21 protein-coding genes are annotated in these 23,615 nt (G+C 65.2%); 13 read left to right on the forward strand and 8 right to left on the reverse strand.

Annotation, left to right across the window (positions count from 1 at the left end; translation table 11 throughout):
* Positions 1-299 precede the first annotated feature (299 nt).
* Positions 300-530 carry a hypothetical protein gene (locus tag LXE91_RS36385; RefSeq protein ID WP_039362720.1) on the reverse strand — a complete coding sequence of 77 codons (231 nt, stop codon included), beginning with the start codon at positions 528-530 and terminating at the stop codon, positions 300-302.
* Between the two features lie 116 nt (positions 531-646).
* On the opposite strand from LXE91_RS36385, the gene LXE91_RS36390 reads away from it, so the two are divergent.
* From LXE91_RS36390 to LXE91_RS36410, 5 genes are all read left to right on the forward strand, one after another.
* Entirely contained in the window at positions 647-799 is a 153-nt protein-coding gene (locus tag LXE91_RS36390) for a hypothetical protein (protein ID WP_157644917.1), read from the forward strand.
* Positions 800-988: 189 nt separating this feature from the next.
* The gene (locus LXE91_RS36395; RefSeq protein ID WP_135370819.1) at positions 989-1,174 is read left to right on the forward strand and encodes a hypothetical protein; all 186 of its coding nucleotides are present in this window, start codon (positions 989-991) and stop codon (positions 1,172-1,174) included.
* Positions 1,175-1,766: 592 nt separating this feature from the next.
* The gene (locus LXE91_RS36400) at positions 1,767-3,026 is read left to right on the forward strand and encodes an HlyD family secretion protein (RefSeq protein WP_039362719.1); all 1,260 of its coding nucleotides are present in this window, start codon (positions 1,767-1,769) and stop codon (positions 3,024-3,026) included.
* Between the two features lie 14 nt (positions 3,027-3,040).
* Positions 3,041-5,215, forward strand: a complete 2,175-nt coding sequence (locus tag LXE91_RS36405; protein ID WP_046197080.1) for a peptidase domain-containing ABC transporter — start codon at positions 3,041-3,043, stop codon at positions 5,213-5,215.
* Positions 5,215-6,666 (forward strand): TolC family protein, encoded by a 1,452-nt coding sequence (locus LXE91_RS36410; RefSeq protein WP_039362718.1) that lies wholly within the window; start codon positions 5,215-5,217, stop codon positions 6,664-6,666. Before LXE91_RS36405 ends, LXE91_RS36410 begins: the two co-directional genes overlap by 1 nt.
* A 781-nt stretch (positions 6,667-7,447) precedes the next feature.
* Here LXE91_RS36410 and LXE91_RS36415 read toward each other — a convergent pair.
* Positions 7,448-9,181, reverse strand: coding sequence for a site-specific integrase (locus tag LXE91_RS36415; RefSeq protein WP_039362716.1), 1,734 nt, complete (start codon positions 9,179-9,181; stop codon positions 7,448-7,450).
* Here LXE91_RS36415 and LXE91_RS36420 point away from each other — a divergent pair.
* Positions 9,075-10,667 carry a tetratricopeptide repeat protein gene (locus LXE91_RS36420; protein WP_223274256.1) on the forward strand — a complete coding sequence of 531 codons (1,593 nt, stop codon included), beginning with the start codon at positions 9,075-9,077 and terminating at the stop codon, positions 10,665-10,667. The two genes, LXE91_RS36415 and LXE91_RS36420, sit on opposite strands and share 107 nt — an antisense overlap.
* 126 nt (positions 10,668-10,793) lie before the next feature.
* Here LXE91_RS36420 and LXE91_RS36425 read toward each other — a convergent pair whose 3' ends face one another.
* A complete protein-coding gene (locus LXE91_RS36425) occupies positions 10,794-10,985 on the reverse strand; it encodes a DUF2964 family protein (RefSeq protein ID WP_039362779.1) in 192 nt (63 codons plus the stop codon).
* Positions 10,986-10,998: 13 nt separating this feature from the next.
* A complete protein-coding gene (locus tag LXE91_RS36430; protein WP_039362713.1) occupies positions 10,999-11,478 on the reverse strand; it encodes a universal stress protein in 480 nt (159 codons plus the stop codon).
* Between the two features lie 295 nt (positions 11,479-11,773).
* Here LXE91_RS36430 and LXE91_RS36435 point away from each other — a divergent pair, with 295 nt between their 5' ends.
* The 5 genes from LXE91_RS36435 (at position 11,774) to LXE91_RS36455 (ending at position 18,018) form a co-directional block, all read left to right on the forward strand.
* A complete protein-coding gene (locus LXE91_RS36435; RefSeq protein WP_039362712.1) occupies positions 11,774-12,535 on the forward strand; it encodes a 2-keto-4-pentenoate hydratase in 762 nt (253 codons plus the stop codon).
* 292 nt (positions 12,536-12,827) lie between these two features.
* Positions 12,828-13,382 carry a GNAT family N-acetyltransferase gene (locus tag LXE91_RS36440; protein WP_046197079.1) on the forward strand — a complete coding sequence of 185 codons (555 nt, stop codon included), beginning with the start codon at positions 12,828-12,830 and terminating at the stop codon, positions 13,380-13,382.
* A 140-nt stretch (positions 13,383-13,522) separates the two neighbouring features.
* Complete coding sequence (locus tag LXE91_RS36445) at positions 13,523-14,935, forward strand: hypothetical protein (RefSeq protein ID WP_039362710.1); 1,413 nt, start codon at positions 13,523-13,525, stop codon at positions 14,933-14,935.
* Between the two features lie 187 nt (positions 14,936-15,122).
* Positions 15,123-17,294: a PA5441 family protein gene (locus tag LXE91_RS36450; RefSeq protein WP_039362708.1), complete on the forward strand. Its 2,172-nt coding sequence runs from the start codon at positions 15,123-15,125 to the stop codon at positions 17,292-17,294.
* A gap of 16 nt (positions 17,295-17,310) precedes the next feature.
* Positions 17,311-18,018 (forward strand): DUF3142 domain-containing protein, encoded by a 708-nt coding sequence (locus tag LXE91_RS36455; protein ID WP_039362774.1) that lies wholly within the window; start codon positions 17,311-17,313, stop codon positions 18,016-18,018.
* A gap of 28 nt (positions 18,019-18,046) precedes the next feature.
* Here LXE91_RS36455 and LXE91_RS36460 read toward each other — a convergent pair whose 3' ends face one another.
* Positions 18,047-18,697, reverse strand: coding sequence for a LysE family translocator (locus tag LXE91_RS36460; protein ID WP_039362706.1), 651 nt, complete (start codon positions 18,695-18,697; stop codon positions 18,047-18,049).
* Between the two features lie 165 nt (positions 18,698-18,862).
* Here LXE91_RS36460 and LXE91_RS36465 point away from each other — a divergent pair, with 165 nt between their 5' ends.
* Positions 18,863-19,792, forward strand: coding sequence for a LysR substrate-binding domain-containing protein (locus LXE91_RS36465; RefSeq protein ID WP_039362704.1), 930 nt, complete (start codon positions 18,863-18,865; stop codon positions 19,790-19,792).
* Positions 19,793-19,894: 102 nt separating this feature from the next.
* Here the strand turns inward: LXE91_RS36465 and LXE91_RS36470 are convergent, their stop codons facing one another.
* Entirely contained in the window at positions 19,895-20,731 is an 837-nt protein-coding gene (locus LXE91_RS36470; RefSeq protein WP_039362703.1) for an alpha/beta fold hydrolase, read from the reverse strand.
* Positions 20,732-20,901: 170 nt separating this feature from the next.
* On the reverse strand, positions 20,902-21,732 hold the full coding sequence (locus LXE91_RS36475; RefSeq protein ID WP_039362701.1) for an oxidoreductase: 831 nt from the start codon (positions 21,730-21,732) through the stop codon (positions 20,902-20,904).
* 94 nt (positions 21,733-21,826) lie between these two features.
* On the opposite strand from LXE91_RS36475, the gene LXE91_RS36480 reads away from it, so the two are divergent.
* Positions 21,827-22,798, forward strand: a complete 972-nt coding sequence (locus tag LXE91_RS36480) for an AraC family transcriptional regulator (RefSeq protein WP_039362700.1) — start codon at positions 21,827-21,829, stop codon at positions 22,796-22,798.
* 32 nt (positions 22,799-22,830) lie between these two features.
* On the opposite strand, the gene LXE91_RS36485 is transcribed toward LXE91_RS36480, so the two are convergent.
* Positions 22,831-23,499, reverse strand: coding sequence for an NUDIX hydrolase (locus LXE91_RS36485; RefSeq protein ID WP_039362698.1), 669 nt, complete (start codon positions 23,497-23,499; stop codon positions 22,831-22,833).
* Positions 23,500-23,615 lie beyond the last annotated feature (116 nt).

The raw sequence follows: 23,615 nt of genomic DNA on the forward strand, positions 1-23,615 counted from the left end.
CCGACCAGAAAATCGATCGACAGGCCGGCCCATCGAGCAAAAATACGGAGCATCGTTAGCTTCGCCTTTCTGCGGAAAACCTCCCACGACCAAGACATCGCGGTCCGTCAATATTGCGCACAATCACGGCAAGTCAGCCTTGTCGAAAGGGCAACGGACGTGCAACTCGCTGGTTAAACAGATCGAGAAACGATGCCAGCGACTTCGTACCTTGGAGGCGGCGTTAAAGCGCAGCAATGTCGGCGGCCGAATAGGCGTGCGCGTCGAGCAGATTCGTCGTGAGCACGCGCGGACGCGGATCAGGCGGTGATCATGCGTCGCGTGGCATCCCGCGAGGTCAGGCGCAGGTCGGAGCCTTTGGCCGCGACGACCCGCAGCGCGGGCCATCGGAGCGTGAACAAGTACTGTTCGATGCTGGTGAGCAGTTGATCATTGAGGTCGGTGAATACGGAGAACGGCAAGTGCTGTCGCGCCGTGGACACGGCTTGCGCACTGACGCGGCGGATCAGTTCAGCCTGATCGATCAGCATGGCGAAGAAACAGTCGAGTTCGGTCTGTATGGCCCCGCGCGGGGCGCTAGAAACCAACAGCTCAGGTTGACGAAATCGAGCGTGCGGCGTCGGCTGAAGCGACGCGGATCGTCGACATGGCGAGTGCACAGATCGCCGGTATGAAGGCCTTCGAGGAGCTTGGCCAAGATGGGGTCAAGCCAATTTCATATCGCGAAATATTGAAGATGGCGTTGAGGCGCATCGTCAATGAGCGAGCCTTTGTTTACAAGGGTTCCGGCTTAACTTGATAGGATTGCCTCCAAAAGGAGGTTGCGAGCATTAATACGGAGTGCTACGGTAGAAACGTGTATTGCAGTTCGTGGCGCGATTATGAATCGACGATCTGAGCTTACATTTTTGTATTTTCCACATGAATATCGTATGACAGTGTCGGCTCATCCTTCTGGCGTGATCTGGAGAAATAAAAAATTATCGATATGGACATTAACGCGGTTGCCGCAAAACTCCTTCTGATTTTTTTGCTTGGCGTTGCGATATGGTTTATTTTGGGGAAAATTGAAATTCTAGAAGGATCGATTTTGAGAGATGTTTTTGCAGGTGCTATATCCGTTGTTTTGGCGGAAGTTCTTTTTAACTATGCAAATACACGGAAGAAAAAATGATGAATCACTCTTCGGCAATTGAAAATTCATTGGAGATTGGCTGCATTCAAGAATTAACCGCTTATGAACTGTTGCTAGTATCGGGGGGAGAGGAGCAAGAAGGCCAACCAAACCAGAATGCGGGGGGGCGTAAGCGGATTGGTTTATGCAATTGCATCTGGTGCTGTTTATGGTGGTATTGGATCGGCCCTCACAAGCTTGGCCACAGGTGGGAATTGGGCGGCCGCTGGGCTAGGTGGGATGCTGGGTGGCGGTGTGGTTGGCGGCTTGAAACATATCACGCCCCCTTAATTACATATTTTTGACTATTTTTACCCCTATACACTTGACTCGACTGGCATCGGCAGGTGATCGTATGTTGCACCATAATGCGATCACCTACTTTAATTAGCCCATCGTGTCTGCAAGAATCTCAAATTGAGTTTGGACGTGAGGCTGCAGACGTCAAATCGCCGGGCCATGACAATACGGACATTCGGCACTTTTTTTGATCGATTTAAACTGCGGCACATCTGCACATAATGTTGGATTTTTGCTAATTGCTTTGTATTTCACCAGCCATCTTGCTCGGGAAGCAATTCGATCTTTTTCAATGATCCAGACACCTCTCTTCCGGCAGGCAGCCCAAGACGCTCAAGGCACGCGTCTACTCGGTGAAATTGTGCTCATCCGCCCATTGTCGTTAGCGCTTCTGACAGCAGTCGCTATTTGCATGGCAGCTGTTGTAATCCTATTTTTCGCGTTCGGCAGCTATACGCGACGCACCACCGTCGAAGGGGTAATAACGCCCAACACTGGGCTCGCGAAGATCTACGCACCGCAGCCCGGTGTCGTGCAAAGGAAATATATCGTCGAAGGTCAAGGTGTCACGCGTGGTCAGGTGCTCTACACCGTCTCGACGGATCTGCAGAGCGCGGTCGCCGGCGACACGCAAGCTGCGCTCATTGATCAGGCTCGGCAGAGAAAAATTTCGCTGCAGCAGGAGATCGTGAAGACGCGACAGTTGCAGGGCGACGAACGCAATACATTGCAAGCCAGGATCACCAGCCTGCGTGTCCAGCTTGCCGGCATTGACGCGCAGTTTGAGGCCCAGCGCACCCGTACGTCGCTGGCGGCCGACGCCGCTGCGCGCTACGAGGGCTTGCTTGCCAAAGACTACATCTCGAAGGACCAGGCCCAGCAGCGCGAAGCCGATTTGCTAGACCAGCGCGCGAAGCTCGATGGCCTCCAGCGTGACCGCGCCAGCACCGCGCAATTGCTGAAGGAGGCCTCAAACGATCTCTCCGGCTTGGCGCTCAGGCAACAGAACCAACTATCACAAATCGACCGCAGCGTGATTGACGTGGACCAGAGCCTGATCGAGAGTGAGGCGAAGCGTGAACTGGTGATCACGGCGCCGGAAACCGGCACCGCCACCGCCGTCATCGCTGAACCGGGCCAGATGGTCGACACCACCCATCCGCTGGCCAGTATCGTGCCATCGGATGCACATTGGCAGGCGTACCTGTTCGTGCCGAGCGCTGCTGTAGGCTTCATTCATGTCGGCGATCCCGTACTGATCCGCTATCAGGCTTTTCCGTATCAGAAATTCGGACAGTACGAAGCGAGTGTTGTGTCGATTGCCCGGACCGCACTGTCGTCTGCGGAACTCGCAACAAGTGGCGGGCCGATAGACCGTGATGGCAGCTACTACCGGATTACCGTCGCGCTGAACGCGCAGCAAGTCACCGCTTATGGCAAGCCGCAGCCCCTGCAGGCAGGCATGGCCCTGAAGGCGGATGTTCTGCAGGAACGCCGTCGCCTGTACGAATGGGTGCTCGAACCTCTCTACAGCCTGACCGGCAAACTCTGATCTCTCGCCTGCCCATGTCTCTTCTGGATCGTCTTTCATTTGGCATCGGCAACAGGCTTCCGGTGACCCTGCAGACCGAAGCTGCGGAGTGTGGTCTCGCGTGCCTTTCAATGGTCGCGGGTTATCACGGGCATCACATCGACCTCGCGACGCTGCGCGGCCGGTTTCCGGTGTCGCTGAAGGGCGTTGGCCTGGGCCGCGTGATCGCAATCGCGCAGCATCTCGATCTCGGCACCCGTGCGCTGAAGCTCGATCTCAATCATCTCAGCCAGTTGCGCACGCCGTGCATCCTGCACTGGAATTTCAATCACTTTGTGGTACTGCGCGAAGTGACCGGCAAGACGGTGACCATTCATGATCCAGCGCAGGGGCTCCGCAGGCTGTCGCTCGAGGAAGTGTCCCGGGCGTTCACCGGCGTCGCACTGGAGCTCTGGCCGGCGAGCAGCTTCAAGCCTCGCGACGCAACCCCATCGGTCAAACTGCGTGCGCTGCTCGGGCCGGTGACCGGACTGTCGCGCTCGATTGCGCAGATCCTGCTTCTCGCGTTTGCGCTGGAGATATTCACGCTGGCATCGCCATTCTTTCTGCAATGGGTAATCGACGAAGCCATCGTCGGTGCCGATCGCGACCTGCTGACGGTGCTCGCACTGGGTTTCGGCCTGCTGCTGGTGATGCAGCAGGCGACCAGCGCAGTCCGGACATGGGCACTGATGTATTTCGGTACAACGCTCAACGTGCAGTGGCGCGCCAACGTGTTCACTCATCTGCTTGGCCTGCCGGTGCAGTATTTTGAGCGCCGGCATCTGGGCGACGTCGTGTCGCGCTTCGGATCGGTCGATACGATCCAGCAGACGCTGACAACGTCGTTCCTGAGCGCAGTGATCGACGGACTGATGGCCATCGTCACGCTTATGATGATGCTCATCTACAGCTGGAGACTTGCCCTGATCGCGCTCGGCACGATGCTGCTTTACGCGCTGTTGCGGGCACTGTGGTATCGCCCCCTGAGGCAGGCAACCGAAGAGCAGATCGTCCACACTGCGAAACAGCAGAGTCATTTCCTTGAGACCGTACGTGGAGTCAAGGCGATCAAGCTGTTCAATCGGCAGAGCGAGCGGCGATCGGGATGGCTCACGCTACTGGTCGAACAGATCAATGCGGGCCTCCACGTGCAGAAACTGCAGCTACTCTTCCAGCAGTTAAACGGGCTGCTGTTCGGTCTTGAAGGGCTCGTCATTATCTGGCTCGGTGCACGTCTTGTGATGGACGGCCAGTTCACAGTCGGCGTGCTGATGGCATTCAATGCGTACAAGGGCCAGTTCGACAGCCGGGTCGGCAGCCTCATCGACCGGTTCTTCGAGGTCAGGATGCTGCAGCTGCAGGGCGAGCGTCTTGCCGACATTGTGTTCGCGCAACCCGAGCCCAGTGCCAGCTTGCGGCAGGTGCCCGGAGAAATCGACAACCTGATCTCCAGCATCGAAACCGACCAACTCACGTTCCGCTACGCCGACGGCGAACCACTCGTGCTCGACGGGGTGTCGATGAAAATTGAGCCCGGCGAATCGGTTGCGATCATTGGACCGTCAGGCTGTGGCAAGACCACGTTGATCAACGTACTGCTCGGAGTGCTCGCGCCGACATCCGGTTCGATCCGGATCGGTGGCGTCGACGTCGACCGGCTCGGCTTCGATCGCCTGCGAGCGCTGGTTGGCACCGTGATGCAGGACGACGTACTGTTCGCCGGCTCGATCGCCGACAATATTAGCTTCTTTGATCAGCAGGCCGACCCGCGCTGGGTGGCTGAGTGTGCACAGCTTGCTGCGATACACGCGGACATCGTTGGGATGCCGATGGGCTATAACACGCTCGTGGGCGACATGGGCACGGTGCTCTCGGGCGGCCAGAAGCAGAGAGTCCTGCTGGCACGGGCGCTCTACAAGCGGCCAAAGATCCTGGTGCTCGATGAAGCGACGAGCCATCTCGACGTACAGCGCGAGCAACAGGTGAACGCCGCTGTCAGCATGCTTAATATGACGCGTCTGATTGTCGCTCACAGGCCGGAAACAATAGCGTCGGCATCGCGCGTGATCGTACTGAACGGCGGCAGGATTGTGCTCGACCAGTCGACCGGTGGCACAGAGGTTGACGCTTCAATGTCCCCCGAAAGTCCGATGCCGGCAGGACAATAATGCCGACGGTCCGTTCCTGCCTGATCGTCGCCTGTGCGGCCGCGCTGTTTGACACCCGGCCCGCCGTGGCCCAGTTGCTTGACGTCTACCGCACGCACGAACTGGTCTCCGCGACCCCGGCCGAGACAACGCTGAAGAACATGTCGTGCGTTGAGGTAGCCACTGATCGCCCCATCGAACTGGAGGACGTCATCCTACAGGCAGTCTGCGCAAATCCCCAGACACGTAAGGCATGGGCGAACGCCCGCGCGCAGGCGGCTGCAGTCGGAACTAGCGAGGCAGCTTATCTGCCGACGCTGAACGCAACCGCTGGCTACGAACGGGATACGCTGCGGACCACCTACGATGCCAGCGCCTTCGGGCTGGGAGACATCGGAAATTCGCAGAATTCGTCCAGCAAATACGGGATGCTGAACCTGACCTGGGTGCTGTTCGATTTTGGCAAACGCAGCGCTGCCCTGCATCAGGCGCGTCAGCTACTTGCCGCCGCAAATGCCACGCAGGACAACGTGCTGCAAACCGTGTTCTTCCATGCCGCGAAGGCCTGGTATGCGGTGCGCGATGCAGAGGCGTCCGTCGATGCGACACGGCGATCGGAGGACATCGCAAGGGAGAGCCTCGCCGAGGCGAGCGCGAAGCACGAGGCTGGGGTTGGTACGCTAAGCGATCAGTTGCAGGCGCAAACGACCTGGCGTCGCGCGGTGCTCGATCGCGTGAGCGCCGAGGGTGATGTGCGTATGGCGATCGGTGCGCTGGCCGTTTCGATGGGCCTCGATGCAAATACACCGCTGCAGCTCGCGCAAACCGAGCCGTCGCCGGAAGACGCCGGATTGTCCGAAGGCGTCGATCGGCTCATCGACGAAGCGAAGATTCACCACCCCAAACTGGTAGCCGCCCGCGCGATGCTGGAAGCCGCGCGCGCCAATGTCGACGCCATGCGAGCCCAGGGCCGCCCCACCGTCTCACTCGCAGGCAGCCTGGCGCAGAACAATCCGTCGTATCAGCAACAACCGGTTTCTCTGGGTTCGCCCTCGGTAAGCACCAGTCGTGGAAGCACGATCGGTATCCAGGTGACAATCCCGCTGTTCGAAGGCTTCGCCTCCGGCTATCGCACCGCGCAGGCTCAGGCGCAAGCCGATGCACAGGAAGCGGATTTGCGGGATACAGAACTGCAGGTATCGCTCGATGTATGGGAAAGTTACCAGAGCTTGCAGACCGACACCGTCAATGTGGGCAATTCGAAAGATCTGCTTGCCGATGCGCAACGCGCGCTCGATATAGCCCGCGGACGCTACAAGGCGGGGGTCGGTACATTCACCGAACTCCTGAACGCGCAGACCGCACTGACCGAAGCGCAAAAACAACGTTTGGTGGCGATATCAAAATGGCGAACCGCCCGACTCAAGCTCGCCGCAAGCCTCGGTAATCTTGGATTGTGGAGCGCAGAATAATGTGGTCGCAATGAAGCTCCCCACCCCAGGGGGCGGGGAGCCCACATCTGTCGGCTTGGTAACGAACGTTGCGACGGTTGGGTATTGGAAATCATCGAATCCCTCGGGATATCCCCGGCCTGGGCATGTTCCCGATGGCGCAGCGTCGGCTGAGGCGATGAACGAGTCACGCCCGCGGCATTGCATCCGTGATGTGGCGCGCACCGGGACACGTGGTGAAGCATTGATCACGATCCAAAATTTTCCTGTTGTTTATTACAAATCAAGTACTTACGTCGCGATATGGCGGATTTTCAATGAATCCCGGCCATACTTCCAACAGCGCTTCACCAAAAATGTGCTTCGCTTACGTGCCGGGGGAGCGGCACGGACCATCCGACCGGATCGCGGTGCCCCCGAAGCATCTCTGAAAGGCCCCCCGATGAGCGCACCCGAGACATCCATTGCCGGCGCAACCGTCCCCGCCGTAAGCGACGCGCGACGTCGCGCCCCAGCCGACCGCGACCACACCCGCCCGCGAACGCAGCACCGACATCGCCGGCCCCGCCTACGCGCAAGCGGTGCAGTTCGGCATCGAATACGCGCCCGAGCCGCCGTTCGAATGCGGATGCCCCGAACGGGCCGCGCCGGACGTGCTCGAGTCTGTGTCCGCGCTGTTCGAGCGCGTACGGCCCGACGTCATGCGGTCGTCACGCATGCGGCGCAGAAACTCACGCAGCCGGACGCAAGCGAGCGCGCGACGTGACGCGCAGGCAGCCCCTGCCCGATCGGCACGACACGGCTACTTCTCGGCCGCGAACGCGCTCGACATCTGCCGCGCCCGCTTCACGTCGTCGCCGTGCAGGTAGATCGACGTCGTCGAGATCGACGCATGCCGCAGGTTGTCGCGCACGGTCGTCAACTCCGCGCCGCGCGCCAGCGCGTGGGTCGCATGCGTATGGCGCATCCAGTGCGGGCTTGCCTGCCGCAGCTTCTGCGCGAGCGCGGGGTTGTCGGCCGCGACCTGATCGGCCGTCTGCGCGAAGAAACGCTGCATCACCTTCCACAGCCGCACGCTCGTGATCGCGGCCGCGCCGTCTTCCGCGAGGCTCGGGATCAGCGGCGTATCGGGCCGCCAGCGCGACGGCGTGACCGGCAACCGACGTGCGACCAGGAAACGGTCGAGCCCCGTGCGCGCGAGCGGCGGCAGCGCGACGCGCGCGGCCTTGCTGCCCTTGCCGATCACCTTCAGCCACGCGTCGCCGTGCGCATCGGTCTCGATGTCGCCGAGCGTCGCGCCGACCAACTCGCTCGCGCGCAGCCCGGTCGCATAGCCGAAATCGAGAATGAAGCGCAGCCGTTGCGCGGCGGCCGGCGTCCAGCCCGACTGCGGCGCGGCCGGCGTGGCCTTGCGGAACTCGAGCCCGTCGGCGATCGTGCGCACGAGCAGCCACTCGCCTTCGGTGAACGCATGCGACGTGTCGAGTGCGTTCGGGCCGCGCGTGTCGCGCACCTTGACGCCCGCGAACGGATTCGCGAGCAGGTAGCGCTGCTCGATCAGCCAGCGGAACAGCGCGCCGAGCACCGACAGCGTGTACGCGGCCGAGCGCGCGGACAGCGCACCCGAGAACGGCCGCCAGTCGGGCGCACTGCGCGGCCGCACGGGCCCGACCCAGCGCTCGTGCGGTGTCGGGCGCCGCACGAACGCGCGATACGCGACCGCATCCTCGGTCGTCAGCGACGACAGTGCGCGGCCGCGCTCGACGATCGCCCACAGGATCAGCCGCTCGGCTTCCTTCCGGTACGCCCGCCGCGTCGCGGCCGATTCGTGCAGCGACAGCCACGCATACACGGCCGCGTAATCGTTGTCCGCATCGAGCGTGCTAGTCGCGCGCGGCGCGCGGAAGGTGCCGGCCGAGCCGTCGACCTCGTGCGGCAGCTTCAACTGCTCCCACGGCACGATGGCGCCGCGCGGCGTCGCCGCGATCAGCGCGCGCGCCCGTTCGGTCAGCGCCGGATGCGCGGCGAAAAATGCCTCGATGTGCCGCGCACTGGCCACGCCGAGGCCCGCGATCGCACGCCACCACTGGCGCCGGCGCGGAATCCGCACCGTGAGATCGGCGAGCGTCGCGATCCCGTGCGCACGCAGCGCGCCGACCGCACGCGCGGGCAGCCACAGGCCGACGTCGTCGCTGATCTGCGGGACCGGCGCACGCGCATGACGCAGCAGGCCGATCGCTTCGGCCGCCGCCTTCGCTTGCTGCAGACGCTCACTGTCGGCATGACCGAGCCGCTCCGCGAGATCGGGCCGGCCCACCTGCCGCGCGACGCGCACGAGGCGGCGGCGAATGGCTCCGATCACGCCGCGCGCCGAGCGCCCTTCGCCGAGCCGATCTGGCAAGTAACGCTCGACAGCCTGACGCACGGTCATGCCGGCGTACCACGCACGCAGCGCGGCCAGTTCGTCGGCATCGGGAAAGCCTGCGGGCGCAGGGGGGGAATCGAAGGAAGGCGGTGAGGCGAGGCGCGGTTTCATGACCGCGAGTTTGACAGAAGCGCGCGCGATCGGGTACGTCGCGCGCAGGGTTCAGGACGAGATACGCGTTCACACGCAGGACGCCCGACGCGCCCTGCTATGCTCCGCACTGCATTCCCGCGGCCTCCGTTCGCTGCTTCCTCGCATCACGTTGCAACGGGCGGGTTCCGCGTTGAATTGCGCTGGGCGATCCGGCCATCCGTCCCGGTATGCGCAGCCGGATATCAAAGGCCGCGTGGGTCGTCCAATGCATTTCCGGCCGTCGGTCAATCACGCCTTTACCAACAAGAACCGCCATTCCATGACATCCCGCCTTGTCGCCGCGCTCGTTGCCGCGGCCTTGAGCTGCACCGCGCTGCCCGCCGCCTACGCACGCACCTACGTCGCGCCGACCGCGTCGTTCGGAACCGGAGCTTACGTTCACCGGTTCGTGCTGCGCGACCCCGTCACGCACCGGCCGCTGCCGAATGCGCGCTACCGGCTGCTGCTGCCCGGGCAGGTGATCGCGGGGCTGCCGCCTCATGAAAAAGGCGGCGAAAGCGTCGTGTTCGGCACGACCGATGCCGCCGGACGCACGGTGCGGATCCGCCTGCCCGCCCGTCATCCCGAGCATGAGTGGGCGCTTCAGCCCATCGTCGGCGAAGGCGACATGGGCGGAACGTTCCGCGTGATCGACATCGATACGGGGCGACCCTACGGCCATTACTCATACGTACTCGACGTCACGGGCGCCTACCTGGCCTGCGGGCAGATCGACGCCAACGGCTATACCGTCTTCGCGCAATCGCACGAGGACCGCAAGCTCTGGTTGCACCCCACGGTATTGCGCATCCCCACGGACACCGACTGGTGCGCAGGGCCTGCCGCGGACATCGCCAACAGTGCCGGCAATCCGGGCGTGCCCGATCTCTACACGCAGTACCTCGGCAGCCTGGTCGCCGACGGCCAGCATCTCGGCCGGGCACTCCGGCAACAGATCGCGGCCAAGATGGTCGCGCTGGCGATTGCCGAACGGGACGAAGGCCGCATCGACACTGCGCTCGAGGTGGGCAATTTCACGGATCGCATGTTGAACACGGTCGGTTACGACCTCGTCAATGCCGGCCTGAAGATCGATCGTGCGATGGCGATGATCGATGCGCGCCTCGCGAAATCGCCGGACGACGCGTATGCGCTCGACAGCAAGGGCTGGGCACTGTATCGCCTTGGTCGCAACGACGACGCGCTGACTTGGTTCGACCGGTCGATCGCGATCTTCGCGAAGGACGGCGACATCGACAAGGATGCACGCGAAGCCTATGCAAGCGGGCTGACGCACAAGGGTGAAGTGCTGTGGAAGCTGGCGCGCCGGGATGAAGCGCGCGAGGCGTTCGCGCAGGCGCGGCAGGTGCAGCCGGAGAACGCCGACCTGGCGGAGACATTGAAACGGCTGGCGATCCCGCTCGGGCAGGATGGCGCGAAGGCGCCGGGTACGGCAAGCGAATAGCCTGCGACGCGAGCGGGCATGCAAGCGGATGCCTTGCGCTGCAGCGGCTGTCGCGGGGCACGGGGCGCGCGGCGGCCGGCCGTGTCCGGCACCTTCACCGGACGAGGCCGGCCCCGCTCGCTTCCGTCACTCCTCGCCCTTCGCACCCGGGTTGAGCATCACGACGAAGCCGGCCACGCCGACCACCAGCGCGACCGCTCCGCCGCGCAGCGCCATCGTATTGTCGAACAGCAGCCCCGACACGACGGCCATCATCCCCGCGAGCGACACGAACACCGCGATCGCCGCGACGACGATCCGGGACTGGCGGCGAATCATCGCGCGCGCCGCGTCAAGCAGCCGCGGCGGTAGCCGCTGCGTCGTGATCGTCACTGCGAATCAGCAGCACCGGGCACTTCGAGCCGCGCACGAAGCGCTCCGCGACGCTGCCGAGCAGCACGCGCCGGATCCCGCGCCGCCCATGCGTGCCGACCACCGCGAGATCGACCGCGCCTTCCTTCACGTAGCGCTGCAGGCGCTCCGCGATGTCCTCGCCGATGCTTTCGGTCTCGACGAGTTCTGCCTCGCCCTTCGCACCGGCCCGCGCGAGGATCTGCTCGGCTTCGCGCAGCACCTTGCGCCCGTCGTCGCGCATCTCCTCGACCAGTGCGTGCGGATCGAAACGGCCCGCGTAAGTGAACAGCACCGACTTGTCCACCACATACACGACGCTGACGTGTGCGTCGCTTGCCAGCGCGACCTTCACTGCCTCGGCAAGCGCCTGCTTCGACGACGCGCTGCCGTCGACGGCCACCATGATCTTCTTGTACATGCGAACCTCGCTGGGGTGAGTTGCCGCACGTCTGATCGCGCGGCCTTGTGACCATCATCGGCGGTTGGCTGGTTCGAATGTTGATGGCGATCAAGGCCGACCGGACGCCATCCGTGCGGCAAAGCGTCGCGACGTGATGCCGATACCGCTCGCCTGCGGCAAGGTCGCCAACCGGCCCGACACGGAAGCCGAAGCAGCGGGATCGAGCGGTCATCGTGCCGAAAGCGCTATCATCGAATGTGCGACTTTCGTCCGGCCCTTATTTGCCGGCCCACTTTCAACTCGCTCAACCGACATGACAACGACTACCGAACGCGTGGACGGCGCCGCCCAGCATCTCGTCGCCGCCCGCCATGCCGGCTCGCCCGGCCCGCTGCTGCCCGATGCGCTGCGCCCCGAGAACGTCGAGACCGCCCTCGCGATCCAGCAGCGCGTGGCCGACCTGCTCGGCGAACCCGTCGGCGGCTGGAAATGCGCGCTGCCGCCGCCCGACCGCGTGATCCTCGCGCCGATCTTCGCATCGACGATCCGCGAGGCCGATGCGCCGTACCGCGTCGTCGGCGGCCCGATCGTGCGGATCGAACCGGAAATCGCATTCGTGCTCGATCGCGACCTGCCTGCGCGCGAACAGCCTTACGACGAACAGGACGTGCGCGACGCGATCCGCGAAGTGCGCATCGTGCTCGAAGTGCTCGGTTGCCGCTATGCGGAGCCCACGCGCGCATCGAAGTTCGAGCTGCTGGCCGACGGGCAATTCAACCAGGGGCTGTGCGTCGGCCCGGTCGTGCCCGACGGGCTGAACGTGCCGCTCGAGACGCTGGCGCTGACGTTCGAAGGCGCGCTGAACCGCGCGATCGACGGCCGCCATCCGGACGGCGATCCGCTGAAGCCGCTGGTATGGCTCGTCAATTTCCTCGCGTCGCGCGGCGACGCCGTGCGCGCCGGGCAGATCGTGACGACCGGTTCGTACGCGGGCGCGATCGACGTGCCGCTCGGCGATGCGCTGACGGTACGCTTCGGCGAACTCGGCAGCCTGTCGGTGACGTTGACGGCTTGATGCGTGTGGTGGGTGGGAGCGGTTGCGCTGATCGCTGATCACAGCGTGACAGCGGGGATCGATGCGTGGCGTGTTTCGTGACCGTTTTCGGGTGTGCGGCTGCCCGTGCTGCCTTGACGGCAATGTCATCGCGACCACGCCCACAACCACACAACCAAACCCCACCCATGCCGATGCCGACAGCGATTCGCCAAGCAGCGCCACGCTGATGCCGACGCCGGAAGATCGTTCGTCTATCTTTGGACGACATGAGGTGCTGTACAAACCGCCATAACAGACACCGAGGGCTTCAATGGATGAAACGACAGGCGCGATCAAGCGCGCCGCTCGCTACCGCGCAGCACGCGAGCAAGACGTCGACGCGCTCGTCGAACTGGTCAATGCGGCGTACCGCCCGACGACGTCTGCAGGCGGATGGACACATGAGTCGGCCCTGATCGACGGCCCGCGGATCACGTCGTCGCAGCTCGGCGCGACGCTGCGGGCCCCGGACTCCGTCCTGCTCGTCGCCGAGATCGACGGCAGTATCGCCGGCTGCATCGAAGTCAGGAAAGACGGAAACGCGGCCTATATCGGCACCTTGGCCGTCGCGCCGTCAATGCAGGATCGTGGGCTCGGAAAGGCGTTGCTGCACGAAGCCGAGCAATTCGCCGTTCGCAGCTGGCAGATCGAGACGGCCGTGATGGTTGTCCTGTCGGCACGCCGCGAGCTGAGCGACTTCTACTTGCGCCGCGGCTACACGCGAACCGGCGAGCGGATGGGCTACCCGTTCGACGCGGGTGTCGGCAGGCCTCGAGACGAAAGCCTGACCATCGAAACGCTGATCAGGAACATTGCGCGCGACTGATGCCGCGTGCCGTCGCATCGAGCCCTTTCGCAACGACATGCCCCGTATCTCGCTCGTCCCAGCGTGATAACGTTGCACATCATCGCGTCCACCACAACCCAACCCCGGACACGCGCATCGCCTTCAAGCCGATACCGACCATGTCGCTGACACCGCTTCCCGCCCTGCTCGACGAAACCCTGCGCACCGTCGCGCGCCGCTATCGGCTGCCGCCGCTCGACAGCGCGTCATCACCGGCCGACGCCGCGAACCCGGCCGCCACGCTGGCAATCGTGATCGAGGAAGCGCGCCGGATGCGAAGCGACGGACAGACGCCCGACGCGGTACTGCGGCAGCGCTTCATCGACGCCCTCGCGCAGATGATCCGCGATGCAATGGACACGCACGCCGGCGATCCCGCCTTCCAGGCCGCGGTGCTGCGGCACGATGCGCCGAGCGTGCGCGAATACGCGTCGTTGTCCGCGCACGCCGAGCAGGACCGGCGCGCGCTGCACTCGGCCGTCAACGCGATCGCGCACCCGGCCAAGCTCGAGCGCAGCGCCCGCCCATGGCAACGCGACGGGCTCGCGCGGCTGCATGCGGCCGCCACCGCCGCGTCGTGGGCCGACCTGCACGACACGCTGCGGCACCTGCTCGCGCTGCCCGACATGGCGACCGACGCCGCGTTCGAGCAGGACATCGTCAAGCTGAAAGACAGCCCCGCGCTCGAACGCATGCTGCGCATCGACGCACTGGCATCGGACGAGCACGTGCGTCGCTACCGGTCGCTCTGGGTGCGCCAGGGCCCGCTCGAAGGCAGCACCGTCGCCGTCGCGCAGGGCGTCGCGTCGCAGCAGCGCGGCGCAGCCGTCGAAGCACTGGCCGCGCTGGCGCTCGACGCGCTGGCGCGCCGGCTCGACGCCGTCGACGCACGCCGCACGTACCGGGTGGTGACGTCGATGCGCGTGCCGTCATCGATTCCGGGCCGCCACGATCGCGCGAAAACCGAATGGGACGCGATCCTGCTCGAACGCACGCGCGGCGATGATCCGGCGCCCGTGTGGAACGTGCGCTTCCTCGTCGAAGCGAAAGCGTCCGCGGACGCCGCGACCACCGACCTGCCGCGGCTGCTGCGCGGCCTGAACCTGCTCGCGCAGGCCGACCCGGACACGATCTATTCGTTCGAGACGCACCAGGGCACGGTGCGCGTGCAGGGTGCGTCGCTGCGCGCGCTGACGACCGACGAAGCGACGCTGCCACGCGAAGTGCTCTATTGCTGCGATGCGTCCGCGGATGCAACGCCACGCCTGCTGGGCGCCGCGAGCCGGACGCAGCTGCTGTCGGCTCAGGCGAGCCTCGAATACGCGAGCGCGCTCGTGCAGCGGCCGGATGCCGATCCGGGCGGCCTGGGTGTCGTCTGGCACGCGCTGCTGACGCTGCCGCAATGGCATGCCGTGCTGCACCAGTACCCGTCGTTGCGGCAGGTCCGCGAGCTGATGGTGGCGATCGACGACTTGCGGGCCGCGATCGACGATGTCGACGAAGGCGGTGTGGCGAGCAGCGCGTACGCGTGACGCGCGAGCCGGATCGGACCGGCGATCGACACGACTAGCCGTCCGGCGCGAACTGGTTGCCGATGCACCGGGCCGCCGCTCGCACCGGCGAAATTCGTGCATCCGTTGCGGTACGATACGCGCCGGGGCGAAACGCCTCACCTGAGAGACCCGGCCGCTGCGGCCCCCTACCCGGCACAAGAAAAAAATGCCCAAAAGCCCATTGCTGCACCGAAACCTGTTCGCCGCGCTGGCGGCCAGCCTGTTCTGCATTCCGACGGCCCATGCCAGCGGCGACGACGGCTGCTATTCACCGACCACGCTCCGGCAGACCACCTACTCCTGCGCCAACGTGCCGATGCTGAGCCCGGCCAACGACACGCGCATCAACGCGATGCTGATGATGGTCGACAGCACCAAGGTCGCGCAGGCGTTTCCGGACCCGAAGACGATCCCCGTGAAAGACCGGATCAACCAGATCATCGTGCCGTTCCCGATGGACTTCTCCGGATGGATCTATATCGGGCAGAAGGAGCCCGACAAGACCGGCGGCGCAGCGGATACCGGAACACCGTCGAACCAGTACGCCGACGGCGAAGGCAGCATCTGCCGCAGCATGGCGTCGGGCGCCGACGCATTCAACGACGCGCTCGGCAGTGCCGGCAGCCTCCCCGCCGATGAAGCCACGCGCCTGCGCGCGGCGCGCGCCGACATCGCGCAGAAGACCTGCGCCGCCGGCGGCGCGAGTGCCGCGTGGGCCAGACCGCCCGTCAAGTCGGCGCTCGGCCAGCAGTTCGCCGCGTACCTCGACGGCACGAACGCGTTCTACCGTGCCGACTTCCTCACCGCGACCCGGGCCTTCGCGAGCGCGTCCCACAGCGCGAACCCGTGGCTGAAGGAAACCGGCCTCTATATGGCCGGGCGCGCGCAGCTGAACGCCGCTCAGGCCAACGTGTTCGACAACGACAGCCCCACGCCGACGCGCGGCCGCGTGGCGAAGGTGTCGCTCGACGCCGCGAATACGGTGTTTCGCACTTACCTGAAGGTGTACCCGCAGGGGCGCTATGCGACCTCCGCAAACGGGCTGCTGCGGCGTGTCGCGTGGCTCGGCGGGAACGTCACGCAGCAGGCCGACCTGTACGGGCACGCGCTCGCACGCTGGTCGCCGGCGACGTCGAACGTGCCGCTGATCCAGCTGGCGAACGAACTCGACAGCAAGCTGCTGTTCGGAGCGGAATTCGACGCGAGCCAGATCCAGTCGCCGACCGTGCTCGCGACCGTCGACCTGCTGCGCATGCGCACGTCGGACAGCAGCGATTCGAGCCGCGCCAAGCCGCTGACGCTGGACGAACTGCAGGCGCAGAAGCCGCGTTTCGCGAACGCGCCCGCGCTGTACGACTACCTGCTCGCGACCTGGTACGTCCAGATCGGGCACAAGCCGGACGCCGCGCTCGCATTGCTGCCGCAGACGCCCGCTGAGCCGCTCGACTACTTCGGCCTGAGCCAGCAGGCGCTGCGCGGCTTCGCGCTGGAGGACAGCGGCCAGTCCGACAAGGCGCGCCAGCTGTGGCGCGACCTGATCCCGCTCGCGAAATTCCGCTTCCAGCGCGAGGCGCTGGAGCTCGCGCTCGCGATCAACCTGGAACAGGCCGGGCTCGTCAACGACGCATTCGCCGACGATTCGCCCGTGCAGAACGCCGCGATCCGTGCCGTGCTGCTGCAACGCTCGGCCAATGCGGACCTGCTGCGCGCGCAAGCGCAAAACCAGGCGAGCGGCGGCGCGCTGCGCGACACCGCGCTGTACACGCTGCTGTACAAGGAGCTCACCCGCTCGCACTACGCCGAGTTCATCGCTGATGCCGCGCTGGTGCCCGGCAAGCCGGCCGATCCGTTGAAGCCGTTCGTCGCGGCCGGCGCGAGGAACGAAGACGCTTATACGTGCCCGTCCGCGCACGACATCGCCACGGTGCTCCAGCAGAATCCCGCCGATCCGAAAGGGCTGAACTGCCTCGCCGATTTCGTGCGCCTGCACCCGCCCGCACCCGGCGTCGAAAGCGATCCGGTGCCGATGTGGATCCGCAACGCAGCGACGAAGGCCGCCACGGGCATTCCGTCGACGCTCGGCGCGGGGCCGTCGCAGTTCGACGGCAAACCGTACGAGCGGATGTCGAGCTACGTGACGGTGATGGCCGATGCACAGGCGAACCCGAACGATCGCGCCTACGCGTACTATCGTGCGATCAAGTGCTATGCACCGGGCGGCACCAACGAATGCGGCGGCAAGGACGTGCCGAAGAACGTGCGCAAGCGCTGGTTCGATACGCTGAAGGCGAGCTACGCGGGCAGCCCGTGGGCGCAGAAGCTTCGCTACTACTGGTAAGCGCCTCGTGAAGCGCATCGCGCGCCTGGCGTGTATCGCACTGCTGCTGGCCGGACGCGTCGCACAGGCCGGCACCGTCGACGCCGCGCGGTATGACGCGTTCTGGCTGTGGGCAGGCGTGAAGCCGCAGGCGGTCGTGCACGGCGCGCGCACCGTGTACGTGCTGCAAGGGCAGATCGAGGCGCCGCCGCGGGACGAGTCGCAGGTCCGCGTGATCGCGCAGGGCGTGGCGCTGCCGCCCGCGCCGCAGGCGCGCGTGTGGCTCGTCTATCGCGCGCATACGCTGCGCTGGACGCCGCGCGTCACGCAGATCATGCTCGCGCAGCTCACGCGCTGGCGCGCGTCGGGCCGCACGATCACCGGCATCCAGATCGACTTCGATGCGCGCACGCGCCACCTGCAGGATTACCTCGAATTCCTGCGGTCGCTGCGCGACACGCTGCCCGCCGACTATCGGCTCAGCATCACCGGGCTGCTCGACTGGAGCAGCCGCATCGATACCGACCAGGTGAACCAGCTCAGGGGGATCGTCGACGAAGTGGTCGTGCAGACCTACCAGGGCCGCCGCACGATCCCCGACTATGCGGACTACCTGCCGCGCGTCGCACGGCTGCAGTTGCCGTTTCGCATCGGCATCATCCAGGGCGGCGAATGGGACGCGCCGCCGTACCTCGCGACGAACCCGTGGTTCCGTGGCTACGTCGTGTTCCTGCGCAACGGCTGACATGACTCGCGCGGTCAATCGGGACCGCTTACGCGGCGCCCGCGATCGTGCTGCCGAGCCCGGCGAGCGCAATCACGAGCAGCGCGCCCGCTGACGAAGCCGTGATCCATCGCTGCTTGCGATGAATCAGCGGATGGTTGATCGCGGCCATGTAGCCGGTCAGGATCGTGAAATCGACCGCGATCCACAGTGCGGCCAGGATTGCCAGGCTCACGCGCGAATCCGGCGTGATGCCGACGAACTGCGGAAAGAACGCGACGAAGAACAGCAGGTCCTTCGGATTCGCGATGCCGACGAGAAAGCCGCGCACGACGCCCGGCAAGCCGCGCGCCTGCGATGCCGGCTCGCCTTCCCGCGCGTCATTGCCGTCGCGCGTCCGGCCGGCGCGCCATTCGCCGAGCAGCGTCCGGACGGCCAGTACCGCGATGAACACGCAACCCGCCACGTGCAGCCCGGTCAACAGACGCTCGCTGACGAGTACGACGCCGAACACCATCAGCATCGCCCCCGCGATCATCACGAGGCTCGCGGCATTCGCGCCGACCGCAGTCAGCATCCCCTGGCGGAAGCCGCGCCGCGCGACGGTGCCGACCACGAGCATGACGACCGGGCCGGGCGTCGCGATGAGCAGCACGATCGCGGCGAGATAGGCGAACAGCAGCGGGTAATGAAGTGCCATGACAAAAAGTTGTTGGGTGAATGGACGCGCGTGCCCGCCGCGGTGGCATCATCGTGCTTCAGCGCAGCGGATTGCACGGTTTTCTGAAGTATTGCGTACCCGCCAAGCTGTTGAAAAACGGAAAATCCTGCCGGATGACATGAGTTTTATTCATATTCGAAACCCGTGAAGGCCAAACCGCTCCCTCCCGTCTACGCGCTGCGCGCGTTCGAAAGCGCCGCGCGCACCGGCTCGTTTACGCTGGCTGCCGAGGAACTGAGCCTCACGCAAAGCGCGGTGAGCAAGCACGTGAGGACGCTCGAGGCGTACTTCGGACGGAAACTGTTCGTCCGGCACGGCCCGAAAATGACCGTGACGGCGGAAGCGCACATCTTCGCGTCGGGCCTGCGCCGCGGCTTCCGGCAGATCGAGGAAGCCTGCGTGCTGTTCCAGTCGCAGCGCGACGTGCTGCGGCTCAAGGCGCCGTCCACGCTCACGATGCGCTGGCTGCTCGACGCACTGGCCGCGTTTCGCGACACGCGGCCCGCGTTCGAGGTGCAGATCGCGAGCGTGTGGATGGACGTCGATACCGTCGATTTCTTCAGCGAATCCTACGATTGCGCGATCCTGCTCGGCGCAGGCAAGTTCGGCGAGGCCACGCAGTGCGTGAAGCTGTTCGACGAATGGCTGATTCCGGTGTGCTCGCGGGCAACCGCGACGGTCGCACGCACGAATCCGGCGGCGTGCGAGCTGATCCACCCGTCGCCCGACCGGCGTGACTGGCGCCGCTGGCTCAAGGGCAGCGGGCATGATCTCGACGTGGACATCACGCGCGGGCAGGTGTTCGACATGCTCGAACAGGGGATCGCGGCGGCGATTGCCGGCCACGGCATCTCGATCGGCGATCTCGCGCTGTGTGCGACGGCCATCGACGAGAAGCAGCTCGTGCTGCCGTTCAAGACCGCCGTCAATACGGGGGACGCGTACTACCTCGTCTGGCCGGACGACTCCGCCAAGGCCGCGCAGGTGCGCGACCTGCTCGCGTTCCTGGAGCGCCGGATGCCGCGCCTGACGTTTCCAGGCATCCGCTTCAACGGTCCGGGCCAGGACCTGTGATCCGGCCGCGTGGCCGCGTGGCCGACGGCGCGACGGGCCTACCGCGCGCCGCCGGCCCGCAATGGCAGCGCAGGCCGCCGAAGCGGGCCTGCGCTCACACCGTTACGCCTGCACGAACGCCAGCAGGTCGGCGTTGAGGACGTCGGCGTTGACGGTCAGCATCCCGTGCGAGTAGCCCGGGTACGTCTTCAGCGTGCCGTTCTTCAGCAGCTTGATCGACTTCAGCGCGGCATCCGCGATCGGCACGATCTGGTCGTCTTCGCCATGCAGCACGAGCGTCGGGACGGAGATCGACTTCAGGTCTTCGGTCTGGTCCGTTTCCGAAAACGCCTTGATGCCCTCGTAATGCGCCTTGGCGCTGCCTTCCATCCCCTGTCGCCACCAGTTGCGGATCACGCCCTGATGCACGGTTGCACCTTCGCGGTTGAACCCGTAGAACGGGCCGCTCGGCACATCGAGGAAGAACTGCGCGCGATTGTCGGCGAGCGCTTTCCGGAAGCCGTCGAACACCTCGATCGGCAAGCCTTCCGGGTTCGCTTCGGTTTTCAGCATCAGCGGCGGCACCGCGCTGACCAGCACCGCTTTCGCGACGCGGCCGGCCGGTTCGCCATGCTTCGCGACGTAGCGCGCCACTTCGCCGCCGCCGGTCGAGTGGCCGATGTGCACCGCATTGCGCAGGTCGAGCGCTTCGACGACCGCGAACGCGTCCGCCGCGTAATGATCCATGTCGTGGCCGTCCGACACCTGCGCCGACCGGCCGTGGCCGCGCCGGTCGTGCGCCACGACGCGATAGCCCTTCTGGACGAAGAAGAGCATCTGCGCGTCCCAGTCGTCCGCGGACAACGGCCAGCCATGATGGAAGACGATGGGCTGCGCGTCCTTCGGGCCCCAGTCCTTGTAGAAAATCTCGACGTGATCCTTCGTTGTGACGTATGGCATCGCGATGGACTCCTGTAAGGTGGTTGAATTCGGCGCGGTGGCCGGCAGCCATTATCGAACAGGTTTGTTAAACGATGATGCCAGGATGCGAATGATCATCGTCAATTTCATCGACGTGGACGAATTCGCTACGGGCGAACGATCGTGCATCGCCGCGCTTCAACCGCACGTCAACCGTCCGTCGACACCGTCACAGCCTCCCACGCGCGAATTTCCGCGTCCAGCGCCGCCAGCTTGCCGCGTACCAGCCGCAGCGCATCGCTGCCGAGCAGCAAATGCGCGGGCGGATGTTCCGCCGCGATCGCCGCGAGCATCGCCCGCGCGGCCTTCGCGGGATCGCCCGGCTGCTTGCCGCTCTTCTCTTCGCGCGCCTGGCGGATCGGGTCGAACAGCGCGTTGTAGTCGGCGATCGAGCGCGGCGTGCGCGCCATCGAGCGGCCCGCCCAGTCGGTGCGGAACGAACCCGGCGCCACGGCCGTCACCGCGATGCCGAATGGTTCGAGCTCCTTGCCGACGGTTTCGGTAATGCCTTCCAGCGCGAACTTGCTGCCGCAGTAGTAAGCGATGCCCGGCATCGTGATGTGGCCGCCCATCGACGTGATGTTGAGGATGTGGCCACGCCGCCGCTCGCGCATGGTCGGGATGACCGCCTTCATCATCGCGACCGCGCCGAACACGTTCACGTCGAACTGCCGGCGCATCTCCGCGAGCGACGCTTCTTCCATGATCCCTTCGTGCCCGTAGCCGGCGTTGTTCACCAGGATGTCGACGGGCCCGACGTTCGCCTCGATTTCAGCGACGACCCCGTCGATGCGATCGAAGTCGGTCACGTCGAGCACCCGCGCGAACGCCTGCGCGGACAGTGCTTCAAAATCCTGCGCCGCCTGCGCGCTTCGCACGGTGCCAACGACCGTGTAACCCGCCGCGAGGGCCTCCTGCGCGAGCGCGCGGCCAAAGCCGCTGCTGACGCCAGTAATGAGCATGAGCTTGCCGGATGCCATGTGAGCTTCTCCCGAATGTCGACTGGAGCGTGCATACTAGTCTGATGAGCTACGTCGAATAAGCCCGATTCCGCTGATTTTCTTGCACAAAACTATGAGCGCCGATCCCATCCCTGCCCGATCCCCGTCGCTGCCGCCGCGCGACCGGAAGCGCCTGGTGACGCTGCTGCGCACGCTGGCGCCCGACGAAGGCTACAACCTGACGGCGCTGCCGAGCGTGCGCATCCTGCGTTCGAACCGCGCGCTGTCGCGCACGCCGGTGCTGTACGACCCGGGCATCGTGATCGTGTGCCAGGGATCGAAGCGCGGCTACTTCGGCGGCGAGCGCTATCTGTACGACGCGCACCACTATCTGGCCGTGTCGGTGCCCGTGCCGTTCAGCATGGAGACCGACGCCACGCCCGAGCGCCCGCTGCTCGCGCTGTACCTGCACCTCGATTTCACGCTGGCCGCCGAACTCGCGGCGCAGATCGACCGCGCCGGCACGGCGGAGCCCGTGCAGGCGCCCAGGAGCATGATGTCGACGCCGATGGATGAAACGATGCACGCGTCGGTGCTGCGTTTCGTGGAGGCGTTGCACCGGCCGCTCGACGCCGCGGTGCTCGGCCCGGCGCTGCTGCGCGAGCTGTATTTCCGCGTGCTCACCGGCGCGCAGGGCAGCGCGATGCGCAGCGCGCTGGCGATGCGCGGGCAGTTCGGCCGGATCGGCCGGTCGTTGCGCGTGATCCACGCCGATTACGCGCAGCCGCTCGACGTGCCGCAACTGGCCGACGCAGCCGGCATGAGCGTGCCGAGCTTTCACAGCCACTTCAAGGCGATCACGCAGGTGTCGCCGATGCAGTACCTGAAGTCGACACGGCTGCATCAGGCGCGCTTGCTGATGGTGCGCGAGGACCTGACGGCCGAGGCGGCCGGCTATGCGGTCGGCTATGCGAGCCCGTCGCAGTTCAGCCGCGAATTCAAGCGCCTGTTCGGCCTGACGCCGGCGAAGGAAACGCAGCGCATGCGCGAAAGCTTCGCGATTCCGGAAGCCTTCGAGGATGCGGAATTCGTGTCGTCGCATTGACGTGCGTCGGCATGCAGCCGTCACGCATGCCGTCAACGCATCGCATCGCGGACCAGACCGGCGAGCGACCTCAGGATGAGCGCCGTCACGCCCCAGATGTCCTGCGCCTGCTCCGCCCAGTACCATGCGCCCGTGCGTTCGCCGTCCGTGTATTGCCGCAGCAGATCCGGATTCAGCAGCACGGCGAACGGAAACTCGAAGATCTCCGCGACTTCCGCGGGCGCCGCCTCCCATCTCGCCGTTTCCGGCACGATGCCGATCACGGGAAAGATCGCGTGATTGCGCTTTCTGGTTTTGTGGATCGGCAAGCTGCCGACCACACGGACCGCATCGGGTGCGAGGCGGATTTCCTCGAACGCCTCGCGCAAGGCGGTCGTACCGATATCGCGGTCGGACTCGGCCGGGCGTCCGCCCGGGAAACTCACATGCGACGAGTATTCGCTGAGGTCCGACGCGCGTATGGTCAGCAGGATCGTCGGCTCGCGCCGTGCGACGATCGCGACCAGCACCGCCGAGAATTTCCACTGGCCATCGTTGTCCGCGAGGGTTTGCTTCGCGGTCGGCCAATCGGTGCCGGCAGGGATGCCGTGGCTTTCCACGCCACGGACGATCGCGTTCAGGAGCGTCTGCGGCGAGCCGGTTTCCGCATCCGCGCCGGCCAACCCGCCGCCGGTATTCAGGACGCTTTTTTCGGGTTCCATGTCTTCCTCCTGCGTGCGGCCACCGGCACGCGCCGAGCGACACTGAACCCGACACGTGTTGCATGGGCACGGCGTGGTTATGGCCAATCCGATGAGCCCCTGTTCACACGCGATCG

Source organism: Burkholderia contaminans (assembly GCF_029633825.1).
Lineage (GTDB): Bacteria > Pseudomonadota > Gammaproteobacteria > Burkholderiales > Burkholderiaceae > Burkholderia > Burkholderia contaminans.

What these genes read in the sequence shown, in the direction of transcription:
- LXE91_RS36445 (WP_039362710.1), top strand. Translation starts at nt 13,523, where the DNA reads ATGTCGCTGACACCGCTTCCCGCCCTGCTCGACGAAACCCTGCGCACC.
- LXE91_RS36440 (WP_046197079.1), top strand. Translation starts at nt 12,828, where the DNA reads ATGGATGAAACGACAGGCGCGATCAAGCGCGCCGCTCGCTACCGCGCA.
- LXE91_RS36420 (WP_223274256.1), top strand. Translation starts at nt 9,075, where the DNA reads ATGCCGGCGTACCACGCACGCAGCGCGGCCAGTTCGTCGGCATCGGGA.
- LXE91_RS36400 (WP_039362719.1), top strand. Translation starts at nt 1,767, where the DNA reads ATGATCCAGACACCTCTCTTCCGGCAGGCAGCCCAAGACGCTCAAGGC.
- LXE91_RS36410 (WP_039362718.1), top strand. Translation starts at nt 5,215, where the DNA reads ATGCCGACGGTCCGTTCCTGCCTGATCGTCGCCTGTGCGGCCGCGCTG.
- LXE91_RS36435 (WP_039362712.1), top strand. Translation starts at nt 11,774, where the DNA reads ATGACAACGACTACCGAACGCGTGGACGGCGCCGCCCAGCATCTCGTC.
- LXE91_RS36480 (WP_039362700.1), top strand. Translation starts at nt 21,827, where the DNA reads ATGAGCGCCGATCCCATCCCTGCCCGATCCCCGTCGCTGCCGCCGCGC.
- LXE91_RS36450 (WP_039362708.1), top strand. Translation starts at nt 15,123, where the DNA reads ATGCCCAAAAGCCCATTGCTGCACCGAAACCTGTTCGCCGCGCTGGCG.
- LXE91_RS36485 (WP_039362698.1), bottom strand. Translation starts at nt 23,499, where the DNA reads ATGGAACCCGAAAAAAGCGTCCTGAATACCGGCGGCGGGTTGGCCGGC.
- LXE91_RS36425 (WP_039362779.1), bottom strand. Translation starts at nt 10,985, where the DNA reads ATGATTCGCCGCCAGTCCCGGATCGTCGTCGCGGCGATCGCGGTGTTC.
- LXE91_RS36430 (WP_039362713.1), bottom strand. Translation starts at nt 11,478, where the DNA reads ATGTACAAGAAGATCATGGTGGCCGTCGACGGCAGCGCGTCGTCGAAG.
- LXE91_RS36395 (WP_135370819.1), top strand. Translation starts at nt 989, where the DNA reads ATGGACATTAACGCGGTTGCCGCAAAACTCCTTCTGATTTTTTTGCTT.
- LXE91_RS36475 (WP_039362701.1), bottom strand. Translation starts at nt 21,732, where the DNA reads ATGGCATCCGGCAAGCTCATGCTCATTACTGGCGTCAGCAGCGGCTTT.
- LXE91_RS36390 (WP_157644917.1), top strand. Translation starts at nt 647, where the DNA reads ATGGCGAGTGCACAGATCGCCGGTATGAAGGCCTTCGAGGAGCTTGGC.
- LXE91_RS36415 (WP_039362716.1), bottom strand. Translation starts at nt 9,181, where the DNA reads ATGAAACCGCGCCTCGCCTCACCGCCTTCCTTCGATTCCCCCCCTGCG.
- LXE91_RS36460 (WP_039362706.1), bottom strand. Translation starts at nt 18,697, where the DNA reads ATGGCACTTCATTACCCGCTGCTGTTCGCCTATCTCGCCGCGATCGTG.
- LXE91_RS36385 (WP_039362720.1), bottom strand. Translation starts at nt 530, where the DNA reads ATGCTGATCGATCAGGCTGAACTGATCCGCCGCGTCAGTGCGCAAGCC.
- LXE91_RS36405 (WP_046197080.1), top strand. Translation starts at nt 3,041, where the DNA reads ATGTCTCTTCTGGATCGTCTTTCATTTGGCATCGGCAACAGGCTTCCG.
- LXE91_RS36470 (WP_039362703.1), bottom strand. Translation starts at nt 20,731, where the DNA reads ATGCCATACGTCACAACGAAGGATCACGTCGAGATTTTCTACAAGGAC.